This is a genomic window from Leminorella richardii, from assembly GCF_900478135.1.
GTDB classification, from domain to species: domain Bacteria; phylum Pseudomonadota; class Gammaproteobacteria; order Enterobacterales; family Enterobacteriaceae; genus Leminorella; species Leminorella richardii.
This window is the reverse complement of record NZ_LS483470.1, coordinates 2,986,756-3,005,585: the sequence shown is the minus strand read 5'-3', so window position 1 is coordinate 3,005,585 and position 18,830 is coordinate 2,986,756. Positions and strand designations below refer to the sequence as shown.

Below are 18,830 nucleotides of genomic sequence, written 5' to 3'. Positions count from 1 at the left end.
AAACGATAATTATTATCAATTATCATATTGCTCTTACCGATCGCGACTGAGGCTTCCCTATGTCATCTTGCCCTCCTAAACGCGCCGACAACCAGCGTGAACTTTGCGTTGTTGAGGCTTATCCGCTTAACGGCGGCTTTTACAGAGTCGTTCTCGGCGGCGCGGAGCTTGCGTCGCTGGAGATCGACCGCTCTATTCTTGGCCCTCACCTAAAGCTGATGTTCCCGCCTAAGGGAGTAGACTGCCTGCTATGGCCTGCATTTGACGCCGAACTTGGGCGACTCGTCTGGCCGGAAGGAGAACGCCCGACGCTTCGCACATACAGTCTGCGTCACTACGATGAACAGCACCAGCGGCTGACGATAGACTTTGTACGTCACGAGGGCGGCGTAGCGTCTTCATGGGCGAAAAATGCGAAAGCGGGTGACAGGATCGGTATCTGGGGGCCGGGCGGTCGTGTCACCTATAGCGGCCAGTGGACGCTGTTCGTCGGCGATCGCTCAGCGCTGCCGGCAATTGCCTATACGCTGGAGAACGTTCTGCCGGAGCGCGCGAAGGGCAGAGCGATAATTGAAGTCGCGGATGAAGAAGAAATCACCGATCTAATCGCCCCTGAAGGTGTTGAAGTGGTATGGCTTATCCGACGTGCAGGGGAGAAGAGCCAGCTGGTGAATGCTGCGGTATCGACGGTATTTTTACCCGATGAAGAGCCACTGGTGTGGGGCGGCATGGAGTGCGGATTGGCAAAAGCCCTAAGGCGTCGTTTGATAGATCGAGGCGATATTCCTCGCGATCGTATCTATTTAGTGAACTACTGGAGAGAGGGCGTCGCCGAAGGAAGCTTTAGCCATACGAACGAAGAGTAGAGGGGCTATTGGGCTGTATGCTGGGCAGCTACACATTAGGATTTTGCGACGCTATTTGATAAAAACTTACAATTGGTAAATATTTGCAGAGCTATATTTACGCCAGCAGAGGTAGCGCAACGCGTGGTTTCCTGCAACACTGGGCTTCTCTTATATTCAGGATGACGTCCTATGGATGGATTAGTTCTTCTTGGTTTACTTATCATTCTGGCGGTGCTCGCTGCGCCGATAATGGCGCTGGTCGCGCTTAGCCGCAGCGCTCAGGCTCGAGATGAAGTTAATCGACTTAAGGCGCAGATAGACGCGCTCAACAAGACGCTGGCGTCCTTTACGGCAGGGAATGTTGAAAAGCTGAGCGCGGAAAAACCGAGTGAACCGCAGCGGCAAAGTGCCCTTACCACACCGACAGCTTCTGCTACCGCCACGCCGACAATCGTAACGGCAGAGCCAGTGGCGCCTCTGGCTCCGCCCGGCATTGCTCAGAAAACGCCAGAAACAGTGGCTTCTGCGCCTGACGAGTCGGCACTGGTAGCAAAGAAAGCCAATGTTGAACCTCCTTCAACGCCGGTAACGGCTTCGACGCCCGCCGCTAGGCGACAAGAAGTCGATAAGGCGAATGCACCGGATCCCTTCAGCTCCATTATTCACTGGATGTTTAAAGAGAATCCCGTGGCTAAGCTGGGCATCCTGCTGCTGTTTTTCGGCATCGCCTATCTGCTGAAATATACTATTGAGCGGGACATGTTCCCCATCGAGCTCCGACTGGCCAGCGCCGCGCTGGTGAGCATTGTTCTGCTGGGGCTAGGCTGGCGTCTGCGCCATAAGCAGGCTCTCTATGCGCTAATTTTGCAGGGTGGCGCCATCGGGGCGCTCTATATTACGACCTTTGCCGCTTTCCGGCTGTATGCGCTGGTGCCGCACGCCTTTGCCTTCGGGCTGATGCTGGTTATCTGTGCCGCCAGCGTCGCGCTGGCCGTTATGCAGCGGGCACTGAGTTTAGCCATGCTTGCCAGCATCGGCGGCTACCTGTCGCCAATACTGCTTTCCACTGGCTCTGGCAACCACGTTGCGCTGTTTTCCTACTACCTGCTGATTTCCTGCGGCATTGTGGCCGTCAGCATCTGGCAGTCGTGGCGAGCGCTGAATCTGGTCGGCTTTGCCTTTACCTTTGGCGTGGCGGCTATGTGGGGCGCAGAATACTATCGCCCTGAGCACTACCTCTCCTGCCAGCTGTTTTTGCTGGCGAACCTGATCCTGTTCGGCCTGCTGGCGGAGCTGTTTGCCGTAAAGCACCGAATGAAACAGCATATGGCGATCGACGCGCCGCTGGTCTTTGGCCCGCCGCTGGTTGGATTCGCCATGCAGTACGCCATTACGGAACACTGGGCGTTTGGTGCGGCGTTCTCAGCTCTCGGCTTTGGTCTGCTCTATTTGACAATGGCCTGGTGGACGCTGCGGCGCTTCCCTGAGATGGGCAAGCGTATGGCTATTGGCTTTCTGGCACTGGGAGGTGGCTTTGTTACGCTGGCTATCCCGCTGGCGCTGTCAGCACAGTGGACGGCGCTGGCCTGGTCGCTGGAGGGCGTGGCGATCCTGTGGTTCGGACTGCTGCAAAAGCAGCGGGGTCTATCTCTCAGCGGCAGTGGGCTAGTGGCCTTTGGTCTGGGTTCCCAGTGCGTGGCCTATATGTACGATCCGTTTGGAGTCTCTATGCCGCTGCTGGGATTGGCAGTGGTTTCTTTAAGCCTGCTGGTTTCTGCGGAGCTGTGGCGCCGCTACCGGCCTCAGAACCTGCCGTGGAAGGTGATGAGCCTCGGTTTACTGACTGGCGGTATCCTCGTTTGGTGCTGGTGGCTGATTGAACTGTCAGCTCTGGCCGACGGAGATGGCTTTACTTCACGGCGACCGCTGGTTTATCTGCTGGGCTTTGTTCTGTCGGCACTGGTTTGGAACCGAGGTGGTCGCAGGCTAGGCTGGTCGGAGCTGCGGCAGGCCGCTTGGCTGCTGTGGCCGATGGCAGGAATTGCGCTGTTGATACAGCTGTCTTATGAGCCTCATCCACTGGCAGCGGGAATATGGAACCTCTGCTGGGTGGTCGCAATAGGGGCAATGGGCTGGCTACTGCGGCGAGAGGCCGTACTCCTGCTTCCTTCAATGCTGGTGAAGGGCGGTCACCTGTCACTGTTTTGGATCGCGCTGGCACTGATTGGCAGTGAAGCATTCTGGCAAATCGACGGACTGGCCTGGGGCATGGACGAGTGGCGCTTTAGTTTGCGCGTTGTTGTGCTATCTCTGCCGCTGCTGGCGCTTTGGGGACTCGCCCGCCGAGGGCTGTGGCCAATGAGTTCGTTTGGCAACGTTTACTGGCTCGGCGCATCCCCTCTGGCGCTAAGCGTACTGGCGCTGCTGGTATACGGAAACCTGATGGACGGGCAAATCCCGTTCTGGCGCTACCTGCCGCTGGTTAACCCTCTGGAAGAGGCTGCCTGGTTGGGCATTGTCGCAGTGTATGTCTGGATGAAGGCCGCTGTGTCCCGCCTTCCGGGTATGGTCGTGAAGGGGACGCTGGACGATCGCGCTGGGCAGATAAACCAAATTGCAGTGTGGACTGTCGTCGGTCTGGGCGCATGGTGGATAAACGGCATGCTGTTAAGGGCACTGTCATATTACGCGCAGGTAGCCTGGTGGCCGGAAACCCTGTGGGCTTCGCGCCTGATTCAGGCAACCTTTGCCATCGTTTGGACGCTGGTGGCGCTACTCGGCATGGTCTACGCGGTGCGTATCGCCAGTCGGGCGCTCTGGTTTACTGGTGCAAGCGTGCTGGGCGTGGTTATCATCAAGCTCTTCCTGGTAGATAGCGCACAGGGCGGCGGGCTGGCTCGTGCCGTTGCGTTCCTCGGCGTTGCCGGGCTGCTGCTGGTTGTTGGGTATTTTTCACCGCTGCCGCCTCGTCAGGGGGCAAATCGGGAACAGAAACGTGAAGGTGTGGCACAAAATGAAAACAGCTAAATACGGACTATGGACAGCCCTTACCGCCGTGGGGCTGCTGACAATTTTTCCGGCAGCCGCAGAAGAGGCGGCGCTAACGCCACAGGATTTCTATCAGGGCGCTCAGCTTTCTACCGACTCTGCGGCGCCGTTCTACCGATTGCCTTTGCCGGATCGCGTCTATTTTGAAACCGCTCGGAGCGATTTGCGTGACGTTAGAGTGTTTAACCATACGGGGCAGGCAGTGACGTTTGCGCTTTCTCCCGTTTCCTCGGCAAAGACCGAGCGCTACGAGCAGTCGCTGAAGGTCTTTCCCCTAAGCGTGACGTCTACCGGCGCTAAAGACCGCGGTGAAGAGGGCAAGGTGGTGATGAAGTCTGCTGACGGCGTGGAGGTGAGTCTCTACCCCGGCGACGATCGGCGGGAAATGGGAACTACCTACCTGTTAAAGGCCGACGATAGCCAGCACGCCAGAGAAGGAGACGGCTTTAATCAGCTGGTGCTTGACTGGCAGCAGGCTCCCGCCAACTGGCAGGCCAAGGTTTCCGTCTACGGTAGCCGGGATTTGAAAAACTGGCGGCCGAGAGCCAGCAATGCGCCGCTGATGGACTTGCTGTCAGGAAACGATCGCCTGACGCTTAACCATGTCGATATTGATAACGACTACAGTAGCCGCAATGACCTCTACTGGCTGCTGGTGGTCAACGCTGACGGTCAGGGTAAAGCGCCTGCAATTAGTGGAGCGAAGGCCATATCAATTGTCGAACACTCGAGCGTTGCCACGCTGGAAGTGCCGTTTGCTGTTGAATCGATCACTGCAAGTGAGGCCGTGTATCAGCTTAAGCGCCCTCAGCCGCTTTCGACGCTGTCCGTTGTGCCGGCGCAGAGCAACACCGTTTTACCCGTCAACGTTGAGTATCGCACTAAGGCCGGCGGGGAGTGGCGATCTTTGACGAACGCGGTGATTTATCGTCTTGAAAGCGCTGACGGTTACCGAATTTCCGATCCCTTTGCTCTGAATAAATCACTGGTGCAGAGCGTTCGCGTGAAGGCGGTGAACGGCAGCTGGGGCGAAGAGCCTCCAGTGGTAAAAGGTGAACGCGAGCGTGTTGACGTTATTTTTAACGCGCAGGGAAATCCTCCCTATCTTTTAACCTGGGGATCAAATATTGCCTATAATGCGTCAATAGAGCTTGGCAGCATGATCCCTGCGGCGGCCATGCCGCCATCGGGTGTTGAAGGGCTGGATACGGCTGAGGCAGGTCCGACAATGACGCTGGGCGGCGAGTCCCGCCTGACGGCAGAATCGGCTGCGGAAGCCTCTGCGCGCTGGCAAACCTGGCTCCTGTGGGGACTACTGATTGCCGGTGTTGCCGGGCTAGGGCTGATTACGCTAAAGCTTGCCCGAGAGGCGATGGGTAAACGCAGCGACTAGCGGTTTGACGCTTGGCGTTGATGATAAAAGGCCACGTCCTAGGGATGTGGCCTTTTTAATATCGCCATTGCGCTTTTGGTTTTAGCCAAAAAACAGCCTAGTGGGCGTGTTTAGTTTCTTCGCTGCTAACGATAATCTTCTCTTCTGCTTCAACTGCTGCTTTTTCAGCAGACGTCGGCTGAAGCGCTTCTTTTTGCTGCAATGCAGCCAGATCGACAATTTCTCGATTGAGGAACAGTGACATCAGCAGGCGAACTGCAACGATAGCACCTAGGACAATCAGCGCGCTGTAGTTGGGTTCTAAAATCGTCTTGAGAATCAGCGAGGCGATTAGCACTTCAATACCGAGCAGAAGATAGGAGCTCAGAGTCGCTCGAACGGGTCTGAGATCGTTTAATGCGCCATAGCGAGGCTTAAGCTCGTTACGAACGAAGGTAATAATGGAGACAATCGCGCCGTAGGCGATAATAAAAATGCTGATAATACTAATGATATCAGCAAGTAGCTGTAGAATAGTGACCATATCAGGTTCCCTTTGTTTGATGAAATGTCTGGTAAAAAAAAGACTTCAACACGCTCTCCTTGAGCACGATCTAGCATCGCACGAATACGCGGCGGCGTATAGCTGTTATTAATAACGGGTTGCCTTAGCGTAAGCGTTTCAGAATAAGAGACACTGTTCTTACAATGCAGTTCCATATTTTCAATACTTTCTTTTTAAAGTGTGCTTTTCACACTGCCATCTCATACCACCACGGTTAACATAAAAAGCCGTTCTTTTAGCAGCGCTTCCGGCGCGGTGATGACTTTAATATCCATAATTTTCAGCATGTAGCCGGGAGTCAGCGTCAGATGTGGAGTGTGGCGGTTTTGATAGTGCAGCTTAAACAGCTCGTGCATATCATCCTTTCTCATGACGATAAGCATTCTGTCGCTGGATAGGCGACCATATTGTAGAAAGATGTCCTCCTTTTTGCGCTTTACACCGTCAATGAGCTGCTCAAACGTAAACATGGCTCCTCCGACAAAACTTTTGGATGGATACCTTTATTTTTAGGCTAAGAAATCCCGACTGACAACAGGCAAGCGCCCGATGGAGCTGTTTTTTCAATCTTTCTTTTTCTGTACTGGTTTATTAAAAATTGATTTATTTGATTATGTAATTATATTAATTTCATTCTTTAATGAATTATTTATTCATAATTAAAGAGTTGCATTTATTTTAATTAATTGAATTTATTGGTAATTTATTTTATCGTCAAAAGATAGTTTCACAAGTATTCTTTTTATCGAAAAAGTTGTTTATCATCTCCTCACTTAAATATATCTGCCTTTTACAGAGTTATGGATGACTTTTTTGACCCTATGGACAGGGGGGGCATTAGCCATTCCATAATTCAAGATATTGCTAATCTTTTGTAATGGAATGCTATTTTGAATCATATCTATCGTCTCGTATGGGACCACCTCACTGGCTGGAAAGTCGTTTCTGAATTCGGCCGCAGCAAAAAGAAATCTTCTCCCTCTCGCCGCGGTCGCGCGCTTGCCAGCGCCATTATTGGACTTAGTGCCATTTCCTCTGCGTATGCAGTCGATTACCCTAACGGGTTGACTGTGAATGCCGGAGAACTGATAGAAGTTACGGAAAGCCAAATCCAAACGCAGAGCGATAATGCGCACGGCGTTGTGATGGAAGGAAATGGCTTAACGCTGACGAATTCAGACATTTTAACAACCGGTAAAAACGCCAGCGGTATGTGGCTGAGCGCAGGCCAAACCGAGATGACCGGCGGACATATTACCGTTTCTAACGAGAGCTCTGACGGCGTGACCGCAACGTCCGGCGCGTCGGTTTCACTTATTGGCACGACTATTCAGGTCGGTGGACAGAAGTCCTACGGCGTTCGCGCTTCTAGCGGCGCTAGCGTGACGCTGGACGGCGTGACGATAACCAACAACAGCAACAGCGGCAACGTTGGCGTATTTGTCAAAGATCTGGGCACGATAGGCAGCATCAAAGACAGCCACCTGATCATCGGCGGGGCTGCCGGAGAGGGACTATGGGCAGCAGACGGCGGCAAGCTGACGGCTACCGGCGGCACTATCGAGGGCAGTTTAAGCAACCAGACGGGGATCAGGGCGGAAGGCGCACAGTCTTGGGTTCAGGCCAGCGGCGTTGACATTTCTCTGCAGGGTAAATACTCCGTGGGTGCCGCAGTAGCGGGCGGCAGTACACTCATCCTTGACGGTGCCACAATAACGAATTCCGGCGATAACGGAGTTGGTCTGCTTGCCGTTTCTAAAGCTTCTGATACCACGTTTGCACCCGGTAGCCTGATTGAGGCTAACAATACCCATATCACCATGACCGGTAAAAACAGCTACGGCATACAGGTCAGCGACGGCTCTCGGGTTGAGATTAGCGGCAGCCGCATTGATATTGATGGGCAAAACGCCCTTGGTGTGACTATACAGGCGCTACCCACAGCGGATCACCAATCCGTTGAAGGGCCGCGTATGGTTATGAAGCAAAGTACGCTCTCAACAAAAAATGATAACGGTTACGGTTTCTTCCTGACTAGCTACAACACGCCTAACATTGCGCATCTTGAACTGCAGGATGTTGCTATTGAGACTGAAGGAAACGGTGCGCACGGCATTATTTCCTACGGTTCTGACAATATCGTCAAGGCCGAGCGGGTAAATATTCACGTTAAGGGTCAAGAAAGCTCAGCGTTTATGATGATGGTGGATAGCGGCGTCAGCGGTGAGTTCAGCTTTAAAGATAGCTCGTTAGTGAGCGAGCAGTTTGCTGCGTTCACAGTAGCAAACGCAACCGGAGGTCTGATTTCACTGACTAACAGTGAGGTCAGCTCTGGCAGTGATGAACTGATTTACGTTATGGGCAACGGATCTGAAGCCCACTTGCGGGCAGACTCTTCTACCCTGAACGGTAACGTTAAGCTTGATGCCGGCAGCAGTATTGACATGGCGCTGACAAACGGCACGCAGTGGAACGGTGCTGCCGAGCGCGTAGACAAGCTGACGATGAGCGACAGCCTTTGGAATGTGAAACAGGACTCTTACGTCGGCAGCCTGACGGCAAACGGTGCGACTATCGCGCTTAGCGCGCCGGCAGCAGGAATCTTTAAAACACTTTCGCTGGGTTCTCTGGCGGGGCAAAACGCGACCTTTGAGCTAAATACCGTGCTTAATGAAGGCGGCAGCGCGACGGAAAGCGACCGAGTACACATTACCGGTGACGCTGACGGCAATCACAGCTTGGTCATCCACAACGCTGGTGGTTTAGGCGCCTTGACCGTAGGAGATGGCATTCAGGTAGTGCAAATTGACGGCAGCGCGACCGGAGGATTCACTCTTGGTAATACGGTCAGCGCCGGTGCCTATCAGTATATGCTTTATCAGGGAGGAGAATCCGATGCTAACGACTGGTATCTTCGTTCTTACCTGACGCCAACGCCTCCTGCGCCAGAACCCGATCCGGATCCAAATCCAAATCCGAACCCTGAGCCGGGCGTAACGCCTCCAGCACCGAAGCCAAAGCCACAGATTCTGTATCGGCCTGAAGTGGCGGGCTATGTGGCGGCTCCCTATTTGAACCAGCAGTATGGGTTTGACACCATAGGGTCATTCCAAGAGCGTAAAGGCGACAGCACTGTCACCCGTAAAGACAGCGCCTGGGGGCGAATCAGCGGCCAGCGTATAGACAATGAGTCCGGACGCTTTAACTACAAAACTGACACCTGGTTTGTTCAACTGGGTTCAGACATTTATGACAGCATCAGTGACTCCGGCACTCGTGCCGTTGGCGGCCTGATGATGACGCTGGGGCGCCAGAATACCGACGCTCGCGACAGCGTTCGTCGCCTGTCTCCTTTGCTTTCAGCTAAAACCGGAAAAGTGGACAGTGACGGTTACGGTCTGGGCGCCTACTACTCCGTGTCGATGGCAAACGGTGCCTATATTGATGTGGTCGGGCAGGGCACTTACTACCGCAATGACTACAGCAGTGACCATAACGCCAAGCAGAACGGCTACGGTGCCGTCACCTCTATCGAAGCCGGCCACGGGTTTGCGCTCGGTTCGGGCTGGAGCGTGCAGCCTCAGGCACAGCTGATGTATCAATATCTACATTTGAGCGACTTTAACGACGGCGTAAGTCGCGTTGATGGGGTTTCTGAAAGCAGCGGTCGCGCTCGCGGCGGTTTGCGCATTGAGAAGCAGATGGACAGCGTAAAGCCCTATATCACGATGGACGTGATTCACCAGTTGGGCGACTCGCCGGACGTTCGCGTAGCGGATACCACCGTGAAGAGCGATTTCACTGACACATGGTGGAGAGCCGGAGCGGGCGTCAGCGCTAACCTGTCTGACAGCGTTTCTGTTTACGGTGACTTGAAATACCAGAAGGACACGTCGTCCAGCGCTGACGGCTACGGCGGCAGCTTTGGTATCAAAGTGAGTTTCTAATACTGATCTAGCGTATTGATAGATAATGATAAATGGCTCCAGCGTCGTTTTGACGGCGTCTGGAGCTTTTTTATGCCAAAAAGTAATGAGAGTTGTTTATTAAGGGCTTCTACAGGAAAAAATGAAATCCTGAGGTGAAAATTCAACTTATTGGAACAATATTTGTTTCAGAATCGTTAAGTATTCAACTTTCTTGCCATTTAAAGCCAAATAATAACAATATGTTATTTGGCTTTTTGTTAGACAACAGCAGTCCGTTGGAAAAGTTCGATATATTCCTCCACTTTTGGTTGACATAGATCAGTATGGACGTTTGCGCAACGACGGTATGATATAAAGTAATAATAATACTAAAAACCTTTATATATCTTAATGTTATTACCACGAGGGTAATGTCGATGAGCAAAAACAGATCTGTTCACCACGGTGAGGTGACGCGGCGGGGCTTTATCAAGGCCTCGGCGGCGGCAGGTGGCGCTGCCGCAGTAGCGGGATCGATCTCGCTGCCGTTTACAGTCAATGCACAGCCAGCCTCTGACGCCGCGTCGGAAGAAAAAATCAAATACAGCGCCTGTTTAGTGAACTGCGGCAGCCGCTGTCCGCTGAAGGTTCACGTTAAGGACGGTGTGATTACCAAAGTTGCGTCTGAAACGATTTTTGACGACGCCAAATTCGGTGAACACCATATTCGCCCCTGCCTGCGTGGGCGCTCGATCCGCTGGAAAACCTACAATCCTGACCGCATCAAGTACCCGATGCTGCGCACCGGCAAGCGCGGAGAAGGCAAGTTCAAGCGCATCAGCTGGGACGAAGCCACCACGCTGCTGGCGGAAAAGCTGAAGTACACTGTCGAAAAATACGGTAACGAAGCGATTTACTACCAGTATGGTTCGGGCTCTACCGGCGCTAACCTACAGGGTCGTAACGCCTGTAAGCGCCTGCTGAACCTGTACGGCGGCTACCTTGAGCAGCACGGTACCTATTCTACGGCGCAGATTAACCACATCTTCCCTTATGTCTACGGCGGCACTCTCGAAAGCCTGCTGGCAGAGATTAAAAATTCCGATCTGGTGGTGATGTTTGGTCACAACATCGGGGAAACCCGCATGTCTGGCGGCGGTCAGTTCTATGAAACGCTGAACGCGTTAAAGCAGAGTAACGCTCGCGTCATTATTATCGACCCGCGCATGAACGACAGCGTAACGACTCTGGGCGCGGAGTGGATCCCCATCTATCCGGGTACCGACGGTGCGCTGGTGGCGGGTATCGGCCATACCCTGATTCAGGAAGGGTTGACCGACGAAGCGTTTTTGAAAACCTACTGTGTCGGCTGGGATGAAACCACGCTGCCAGAGTCTGCGCCGAGAAACGCCTCTTATAAAGACTACCTGCTGGGCAACGGCCCGGACGGTATCGCTAAAACCGCAGAGTGGGCTAGCGCTATTACCGGTATCTCCCCTGTGCGTATTAAGCAGCTGGCGCGCCAAATTGCCACTGCCAGAGCAGCCTGGATTTCTCAGGGCTGGGGGCTACAGCGCACGGCGAACGGCGAGCAGGCTGCCCGTGCGGTGATGATGGTTCCGGTCATGACCGGGCAAATCGGGCGTCCGGGTACTAACACCGGCGGCTGGGGCGGTAACGTGAAGTACAACGTGCCGGGCTTTAGCATTCCTAACCCGATAAAAACCACTATCCCCTGCTTTATGTGGACTGACGCCATTGCTCGCCCAACCGAGATGACGGCGAAAAATGCTCACCTTAAGAATAAGGATCGTCTGGAAGTCGGCATCAAGTTCCTGTGGAACTATGCGGGCAACGTGCTGATGAACCAGCACTCAGACCTGAACAAAACACACACCATTCTTCAGGACGAATCCCTGTGTGAGTTTGTGCTGGTATGGGAAAACCACATGACGGCGACGGCGAAATACGCCGATCTGTTGCTGCCGGACGTCACCTACGTCGAGTCTAACGACCTGATCGATAACTCCTACGCCAGCGGCGCCTATCACTACTTTGTTCGCATGCAGAACACTATCGAGCCGCTGTGGGAGTGCCGCCCGTCTTACGACGTGCTGGCCGAAGTGGCAGAAAAGCTGGGCATTCGCGACAAATTCACTGAAGGCCGCACGCAGGAGCAGTGGATCGAGCTTTGCTACAACAAAATGCGCGAGAAGAACCCAGCGCTGCCTACCTTTGCCGACACCAATGACAAAGGCGTTATCGACCGGGCGCTGGCCGACAGCAGCAAGTACATTGCGCTGAAGGACTTCCGCGACGATCCGCAGGCTAATCCGCTAAAAACGCCGTCGGGAAAAATCGAAATCTATTCCGATCGTCTGGCGGAGATCGCAGCCACTTGGGAACTGCCGGAAGGTGACCGTATCCCTGCGGTGCCAGAGTATTGCGAAACCTATGAAGGCGTTAACGATCTTGAAAAGCAGAAGACCTATCCGCTCCAGATGATTGGTTTCCACGACAAGGGCCACGCCCACTCCACCTACTACTCGGTGGCGATGCTGCGCGAAGCGGTGCCGCATCAGGTCTGGATCAACCCGATCGACGCTGAGGCTCGCGGGCTGAAGCACGGCGATATGGTAGAGATCTTCAACGATCGCGGCCGAATTCGCATTTTGGCCAAAGTTACACAGCGCGTTTTACCGGGCGTCCTCGCCGTTCCTCAGGGAGCGTGGCGTGACGTAAATGAGCAGGGGCTAGACGTCGGGGGCTGTATCAACACCCTGACGACGCAGCGGCCGTCGCCGTTTGCCAAAGGCAACCCGCAGCACACCAACCTGGTTGAGATAAAGCTGGCGTAAGGAGATTGTGATGAAACAGTATGGCTTTTTAGTAGACAGCTCCAAATGCACCGGCTGCAAAACCTGTCAGGTGAGCTGCAAAGATGAGAAAGATCTGCCGTTAGGGCCCAAATTCCGCCGCGTGTATGAGTTCGGTGGCGGCAGCTGGGCAAAGCAGGGCAACCTGTGGACGCAAAACGTGTTCAACTACTACCTCTCTATCGCCTGTAACCACTGCGAGCATCCTACCTGTGTTGAAGGCTGCCCGACTGGGGCAATGCACAAGCGCAAAGAGGACGGTTTGGTCGTCGTTAATCAGGACGTCTGCGTTGGCTGTCGCTACTGCGAAATGCGCTGCCCGTATGGCGCACCGCAGTTTGACGCCGAGAAGAAGGTGATGTCTAAGTGTGACGGCTGTTATCAGCGCGTGGCGGAAGGTAAAAAGCCGGTTTGCGTTGAGTCCTGTCCGCAGCGGGCGTTGGACTTTGATGAAATTAGCGTGCTGCGTGAGAAGTATGGTAATGAGAACGCCATTGCGCCGCTGCCGGATTCGAGCCTGACCGGGCCGAACCTGGTGATTATCGCGCATCGCGATGCAAAGCCCTGCGGCGATAAGTCTGGCCGCATTCAGAACCCGGCGGAGGTGTAACATGCATGAGCTACCGTTAGTCTTTTTTACCGTACTGGGGCAAAGTGCGGTGGGCCTGTTCCTGCTGGCCTTTATTAGCCACCGCTTAAAGCTGTCTGACTGGGATCAGCTAAAGCGCGCAAACCTGCTGGCGTTTATCCTGATGGCCATTGGCCTGCTGTGCAGTATGTTCCACTTGGGGCAGCTGTTCCGCATGTTTAACATGCTGGAAGGGGTTGGTCGTTCTCCGATGAGCAACGAGATTGTTCTCGGCGGTGCCTTTATCGGTCTGGCGTTCTGCACGCTGTTCTTCTTCTATGTGAAAAAGAGTGCCGCGCTGGCGACGCTGTTTAACGTGCTGACTATCGCCGTTGGTCTGGTGTTTGTCTGGGCAATGACGCAGGTTTATCAGCTGGCGACCGTTGCCAGCTGGAATACCTCGCATACCGCATGGCAGATGTGGGCAACCGTGCTGGTGGGCGGCGGTGCCTGTGCGCTGTTGGCCGGAGTGCGTAAGCTGGGCGGCATTGCGCTGCTGGTTGGCGCTCTTCTGAGCCTGCTGGTGAAGCCTGACTACCTGCGCTTTGTCACCGAGACCGATCCGTCCCTTGCCGGTATGCAATCAACGCTGTGGGCGGTTCAGGCGCTCTGCCTAGCGCTGGGCGTTGCCGCTGCGGCTGTGGCGATTGTCAAAAGCGAGAGCGCGAAAGCGACACTGGCGCTGTGCGCTTGCGGTGTGATCGTAGGTGAGCTGCTGTCCCGCATCGCGTTTTATAACCTGTGGGCGGTTGCGCTGTAAGCGACACTGTAAGAAAGACTTAGCGGCTGGGGTTCCTCGGCCGCTTCTCCCCTCGACGATGCGCCTTTAGTGATGCCGCAAGCTGGCGTATACTAGAGCAGAGTCTCATTTATCCTTTTGGAGTTTACCGTTGTCTAAGGACGAACGTTTTTATCGCGCCTATATGGAACACCGTACGGTGAGCCGACGCGGCCTGCTTCGCGGGCTGTTTAAGGGCGCGCAGGACGCGGTTGAAAAGGAAACTGAGCGGCGAATCACTAAGGCTGATGCGATCCGTCCGCCGGGTGCGCTGGACGAAGGACTGTTTCGTCAGCAGTGCAACAGCTGCGGTGACTGTGTTACTGCCTGTCCTGAGTCCATCATTGTGATGAATAACGGCTATCCGGCGCTGGATTTTATCTCTAACTACTGTTCTCGCTGCGGTGAGTGTGCAAAAGCCTGCGGGCAGCTGGCGCTGAGCGCTGGGCGATTTTCTATTAACGCTTTGCCCAAAGTTGAGAACACCTGCCAAAACCGCTACATGTTCTGCAATACCTGCAAAAAGCGCTGCCAGAAAGACGCTATCGTCTGGCAAAAAGCCCTAGCTCCGATCGTTGAGGCCGACAAGTGTGACGGCTGCGGCGAGTGTGCCTTTGCCTGCCCGGTGAACGCGCTGGAAATGACCATTATCTGATCTGCTTTAATCCTCCCGATAATCAACACATTTAAAACGCTTTGATTACATTTATGAAACACAAATGAGAATTGATATCATTTGTGTTTATGCCTACAATCACGGGTTATAAAGGCATCGTTAACAGCAGGTTCAAAGGAGCCCCCGTGATTGCTAACCCTCGTCTTATTCCCAGTACTGAGTGGGTTTCCCCTTCGCTAACCGTCGCAGACTGCGGCCAGCCTATTGCTTTTACTCTTCAGGATGCCTTTAACTACCACGGCTACGATGCGGTCGGTGGTGTGGTATTGGGTTTTCGCTTACTACAGCGCGCCATTGTGTTGCTGACCGACGAAGGGGAGCTGCTGGAGAGGCGCGAACTGACTCTGTTTACCGCCTTTCCCGGCATGGGTGCAAGGGACGGCTTTGAGCTGGTAAGCCGCATGGTGAGCGAAGGGCGCTTTACGCTGGACGTTGACTACCTTCACCCCGATGCGCAAAAGGGAATCGCCGGTAGCTTCTATTTTAAATTCGGCTATCGGGGGAAAAGCGTCGAGCTGGCGCCGGCTGTCGGCCAGCCGCCGGAATCATTTTTAGCCATGGGGCGAGCCAGCAAGCAGGCGAGTGCCACTGAAGAAATTCAGCGACAGTGGACAGAGGCCAAATACAGCCTAGCCAATACACTTCTGACTATTGACGCTGAGAGCGCCGTTCGGCAACTGTGATGCGCTACTTCAGACCGCTTCTGACGCCGGTGCTGGTGGTGGTGTACTGGCAGCTTTTAGCCAGCTCTGGCGTGATCTCTGCCTACCTGCTGCCGCCGCCGCTGACAGTGCTGCACTCGGCGGTCGACATGTGGCGCTCGGGAGAGCTGCCTCAGCATATTGCGACCTCTCTTGCCCGAGTGTTTGAAGGCTTCTTTATCAGCTGTTCACTGGGGATGCTGCTGGCAGGGCTGGTAGCGCGTTTTTCCTGGCTAGAGCAGCTGCTTTCCGCACCGCTGGCGCTGTTTCGCATGATCCCTCCGCTGGCAATGACACCGCTGCTGATCCTGTGGCTGGGCATTGGCGAAGCCACTCAGCTGTCGATCATCGTTCTGGCGTCCATTTTTCCGATTTTTCTTAACGCACGTGACGGCTTGCGCCGGGTTTCGCCGGAGCACAGCGAGCTGGCGGTGGCGCTGAACCTGTCACCGCTGCGCTATCTGTTTTTTATCGTTATTCCCAGCGCAGTGCCCTCTACCGTGACCGGCGTTCGCCTAGCCTTTGGCTACAGTTGGCGGGCGCTGATTGGCGCAGAGCTTATCGCCGCCGCCAGCGGGTTGGGCTATCTGATCGTCGACTCTCAGGAAATGATGCGCACCGACGCGGTGATGGTGGGGATCCTGACCATTGGCCTTATCGGCTGGCTGCTGGACGCTCTGTTCTATCAGGCGATGGCTAAAGGGCTATCGCGGCGCTTTCCGGAGGTCATTCGATGATGAAGGGATTAACGGGGATCGACAAGCGCTACGGTGGGCGAACGGTGCTGGATAACGTTTCCCTCTCTCTGCCTGAGGGCGAAATCACCTGTCTGCTGGGGCCTTCCGGCTGCGGTAAGTCAACGCTGCTGCGCATTTTGGGTGGACTGATCCCCGCCGACGGCGGTTCGGTTAACGTACAGCCAGCCGACTGTGCCATGGTCTTTCAGGAGCCTCGGCTGCTGCCGTGGTTGACGGTAGCGGAAAATCTGGCGCTGGCGCTACCCTTTTGGCGCACAAATAAACGGCAGGCTATAGATAGCGCACTGGTAAAAGTTCAACTAGGCGGTACGCGGGAGATGATGCCTGCTTCCCTGTCCGGCGGAATGGCCCAGCGGGTCGGCATTGCCCGGGCTTTGCTACAGAACCCAAGCGCGCTGCTGATGGATGAACCCTTTGCCGCTCTGGATGCTATCACCCGTACTGAGCAGCAGCAGATGCTGCGCGGTCTGATTAGCGGCCAGCGCGCCAGCTGTCTGTTTGTGACCCACGATATTCATGAAGCAATAACTATCGGTGACCGCATTCTAGTGATGAATCAGGGGCGAATTGCCGCTGAATTTGTCCGCAGAGAGGGCGGCTACCCGCTCGATCTAAAACAGCTCGTTCTTAACTCTTTACAACCTCTTGAAACTAGGAACCCTCAATGAAAAAGACGCTATTAACTGGCGCGCTCGCGCTACTGCTGGGCATTGGTCAGGCTCACGCGGATGATAAAACCATTGATATCAGCTACGTCAAAGCGCCGTTTAACCTGCAAATGATTGTGATGAAAGAGCAGGGGCTCTTGGAAAAACAGGCGGAAAAACTTGGCATGGCGGTCAGGTGGCATGAAATCACTTCCGGCGCCAAGCAGGCTCAGGCGCTGGCCAGTGGCGATCTGGACGTGGCTGGGGTGATGAACACGTCTTCTGTGCTGATGGCGAACGGCGAAGGCAACGCGGTCAAGATTATCGCAGGGGTTTCTCGCCCAACGGGCACTTTTGCCATTGTGGCAAAAAAGGACGGCGCTGCATCTATTTCCGATCTGAAAGGGAAAAAGGTCGCTGGGCCAAAGGGCACTGTGCTGCATCAGACGCTGGTTGCCGCGCTGGTGAAAAGCGGCCTGACGATGAAAGACGTACAGTTTGTACAAATGGATATCCCGCAGGCCTTTGCTGCTCTGCAAAGCGGGCAGGTTGACGCCGCGCTGCTGGCGGCTACCGCTGTGATTAAAGCCGAGCAGGAAGGCGCTAAAGTGCTCACTACGGCTGACGGGCTGGTGGTGCCTAAGCTGGTGATGGCCTCTAGCGAAGCGGTAGTGAAAAATCACCCAGAGTGGATTAAGGCAGCGATAGCGGCTCACGACGAAGCGGGCCAGTGGATCGAAGAACATAAATCAGAGGCTATCGCGCTTGGGGCGAAGGTTCAGGGCATCAGCGTAGAAGAGGCGCAAACGCTGTTTAACGGTTCGCACTTTACCCAGCGTATGAATCAGAGAGACATTGACAGCATGCAGGACGACGTTCGCTTTATGTTGGACAACGGCATGATGCGTAACGCGCCGGGCGTCAACGCGATTGTTATTCCTCAGGCCATGGAGCGCTAAGCAATGAAAGAGTGTAGCGTAACCGTTCACGACCGAGACGGTGATATTGTGCTGACGCGAGAAGACCTGCTCAAGTACGCCTCTAAAGAGAACGTCATTGCTTCAGCATTGATGATCCGCCTGTGCCGATTTGCCTTTGAAAAGCTGTCGCCGAATGCATCGGTGCATCGCCGCGAGCTTTACTGGCAGGTAGGCTTCCCCGGCCCGGCATTCTTGACTGTGTAGAGATGATTTCTCACGCGGTGAGAGACGGGCGTTGCCTGCAAAATCCGACGCTCAGTCACCCGCAGGCCAATGCGCCCGCTTCGCTGGTGGGCAGCTTTTTGTTTGAAATCCGCTATCGAAGCCAAACGCTGACCGTTTGGCCGGACGCCTCGGTGCTTGACGATGAGTTTCGCCAGCAGGTGTCGACCTGGCAGGCGGTTGACGAGAGTACCGAGGGCTATGGCGACTATTTGCGCTATAAGGCTGAAAAGGTGCAGCAAATCATGACGCTGCCGGATAGTGCGCTGTTTCATTACGCGTAAGGCTTACTTTAGCGTTTAAAAACCGGCGCTAACTGCGCCGGTTTTGCTTTATGTGGCTCCTTCTCGGTCAGTCGATGCTGTCTGCAGGGGGATGTCACAGCAGCAAGAACCAGCTCGGCATTTGCATGCATTAATATGCGGCAGATAATGGTGGTAAACCCGGTAAAGATAGGGTTTTGGTACTATTTTTTATAGGGTTTTATTATTTTTTTTATTGTTTTTCAATGTGTTATTTTTTTTCGCGATCCTGCTATTTCTGCGATTTTATTACTTTTAATGCGTTTCTATTATTTCTAATAGACCATTTTTTTAAATAAATTAATTAATAAATTCTTTATTTTCATGGTGTTATGCTTTTTTTCGCCGAGGTGAATACTGCGCAAAGGTATTCGCACTGACGCACAGCAAAGTAAAGGCCTTATGGCTGTACGATCGATTTGTCTGTTTTTAAGCGCAGGGGATCGTGAAAACGACACAATTGAGATAAAAACAAACCAATTTTCTGCTGATAAAAAAGCCCACCTTCCTTTGTTGATAAT

At 54.0% G+C, this 18,830-nt stretch carries 16 protein-coding genes; 14 read left to right on the top strand and 2 right to left on the bottom strand.

The genetic code is table 11. The features are described from left to right. The first annotated feature begins 59 nt into the window (after positions 1-59). The 3 genes from DQM29_RS13740 (at position 60) to DQM29_RS13730 (ending at position 5,289) form a co-directional block, all read left to right on the top strand. Complete coding sequence (locus DQM29_RS13740) at positions 60-866, top strand: siderophore-interacting protein (RefSeq protein WP_111741216.1); 807 nt, start codon at positions 60-62, stop codon at positions 864-866. A 171-nt stretch (positions 867-1,037) separates the two neighbouring features. Next, complete coding sequence (locus DQM29_RS13735) at positions 1,038-3,875, top strand: DUF2339 domain-containing protein (RefSeq protein WP_111741215.1); 2,838 nt, start codon at positions 1,038-1,040, stop codon at positions 3,873-3,875. Then, positions 3,862-5,289, top strand: coding sequence for a DUF3999 domain-containing protein (locus tag DQM29_RS13730; protein ID WP_111741214.1), 1,428 nt, complete (start codon positions 3,862-3,864; stop codon positions 5,287-5,289). Before DQM29_RS13735 ends, DQM29_RS13730 begins: the two co-directional genes overlap by 14 nt. 97 nt (positions 5,290-5,386) lie before the next feature. Here the strand turns inward: DQM29_RS13730 and DQM29_RS13725 are convergent, their stop codons facing one another. After that, entirely contained in the window at positions 5,387-5,812 is a 426-nt protein-coding gene (locus DQM29_RS13725) for a DUF1622 domain-containing protein (RefSeq protein WP_111741213.1), read from the bottom strand. Between the two features lie 221 nt (positions 5,813-6,033). After that, positions 6,034-6,303 carry a hypothetical protein gene (locus DQM29_RS13720; protein ID WP_111741212.1) on the bottom strand — a complete coding sequence of 90 codons (270 nt, stop codon included), beginning with the start codon at positions 6,301-6,303 and terminating at the stop codon, positions 6,034-6,036. Between the two features lie 420 nt (positions 6,304-6,723). On the opposite strand from DQM29_RS13720, the gene DQM29_RS13715 reads away from it, so the two are divergent. The 11 genes from DQM29_RS13715 (at position 6,724) to DQM29_RS18470 (ending at position 18,291) form a co-directional block, all read left to right on the top strand. After that, on the top strand, positions 6,724-9,780 hold the full coding sequence (locus tag DQM29_RS13715; protein WP_111741211.1) for an autotransporter outer membrane beta-barrel domain-containing protein: 3,057 nt from the start codon (positions 6,724-6,726) through the stop codon (positions 9,778-9,780). A gap of 398 nt (positions 9,781-10,178) precedes the next feature. Then, positions 10,179-12,599 carry a DMSO/selenate family reductase complex A subunit gene (locus DQM29_RS13710; protein WP_111741210.1) on the top strand — a complete coding sequence of 807 codons (2,421 nt, stop codon included), beginning with the start codon at positions 10,179-10,181 and terminating at the stop codon, positions 12,597-12,599. A 10-nt stretch (positions 12,600-12,609) separates the two neighbouring features. Beyond that, positions 12,610-13,227 (top strand): DMSO/selenate family reductase complex B subunit, encoded by a 618-nt coding sequence (locus tag DQM29_RS13705; protein ID WP_111741209.1) that lies wholly within the window; start codon positions 12,610-12,612, stop codon positions 13,225-13,227. A gap of 1 nt (position 13,228) precedes the next feature. Continuing rightward, complete coding sequence (locus DQM29_RS13700) at positions 13,229-14,005, top strand: dimethyl sulfoxide reductase anchor subunit family protein (RefSeq protein WP_111741208.1); 777 nt, start codon at positions 13,229-13,231, stop codon at positions 14,003-14,005. Between the two features lie 130 nt (positions 14,006-14,135). Continuing rightward, entirely contained in the window at positions 14,136-14,678 is a 543-nt protein-coding gene (locus tag DQM29_RS13695; RefSeq protein ID WP_111741207.1) for a 4Fe-4S binding protein, read from the top strand. A gap of 146 nt (positions 14,679-14,824) precedes the next feature. After that, the gene (locus tag DQM29_RS13690; protein ID WP_111741206.1) at positions 14,825-15,382 is read left to right on the top strand and encodes a hypothetical protein; all 558 of its coding nucleotides are present in this window, start codon (positions 14,825-14,827) and stop codon (positions 15,380-15,382) included. After that, complete coding sequence (locus tag DQM29_RS13685; protein ID WP_111741205.1) at positions 15,382-16,137, top strand: ABC transporter permease; 756 nt, start codon at positions 15,382-15,384, stop codon at positions 16,135-16,137. Before DQM29_RS13690 ends, DQM29_RS13685 begins: the two co-directional genes overlap by 1 nt. After that, positions 16,134-16,826, top strand: a complete 693-nt coding sequence (locus DQM29_RS13680) for an ABC transporter ATP-binding protein (protein ID WP_232054922.1) — start codon at positions 16,134-16,136, stop codon at positions 16,824-16,826. The genes DQM29_RS13685 and DQM29_RS13680 overlap by 4 nt, the downstream gene beginning before the upstream one ends. Next, positions 16,823-17,764: an ABC transporter substrate-binding protein gene (locus DQM29_RS13675; protein ID WP_111741204.1), complete on the top strand. Its 942-nt coding sequence runs from the start codon at positions 16,823-16,825 to the stop codon at positions 17,762-17,764. The genes DQM29_RS13680 and DQM29_RS13675 overlap by 4 nt, the downstream gene beginning before the upstream one ends. Before the next feature lie 3 nt (positions 17,765-17,767). Next, positions 17,768-17,989, top strand: coding sequence for a hypothetical protein (locus DQM29_RS18475; RefSeq protein WP_232054921.1), 222 nt, complete (start codon positions 17,768-17,770; stop codon positions 17,987-17,989). 2 nt (positions 17,990-17,991) lie between these two features. Next, positions 17,992-18,291 (top strand): hypothetical protein, encoded by a 300-nt coding sequence (locus tag DQM29_RS18470; RefSeq protein ID WP_232054920.1) that lies wholly within the window; start codon positions 17,992-17,994, stop codon positions 18,289-18,291. The last annotated feature ends 539 nt before the right edge of the window (positions 18,292-18,830 follow it).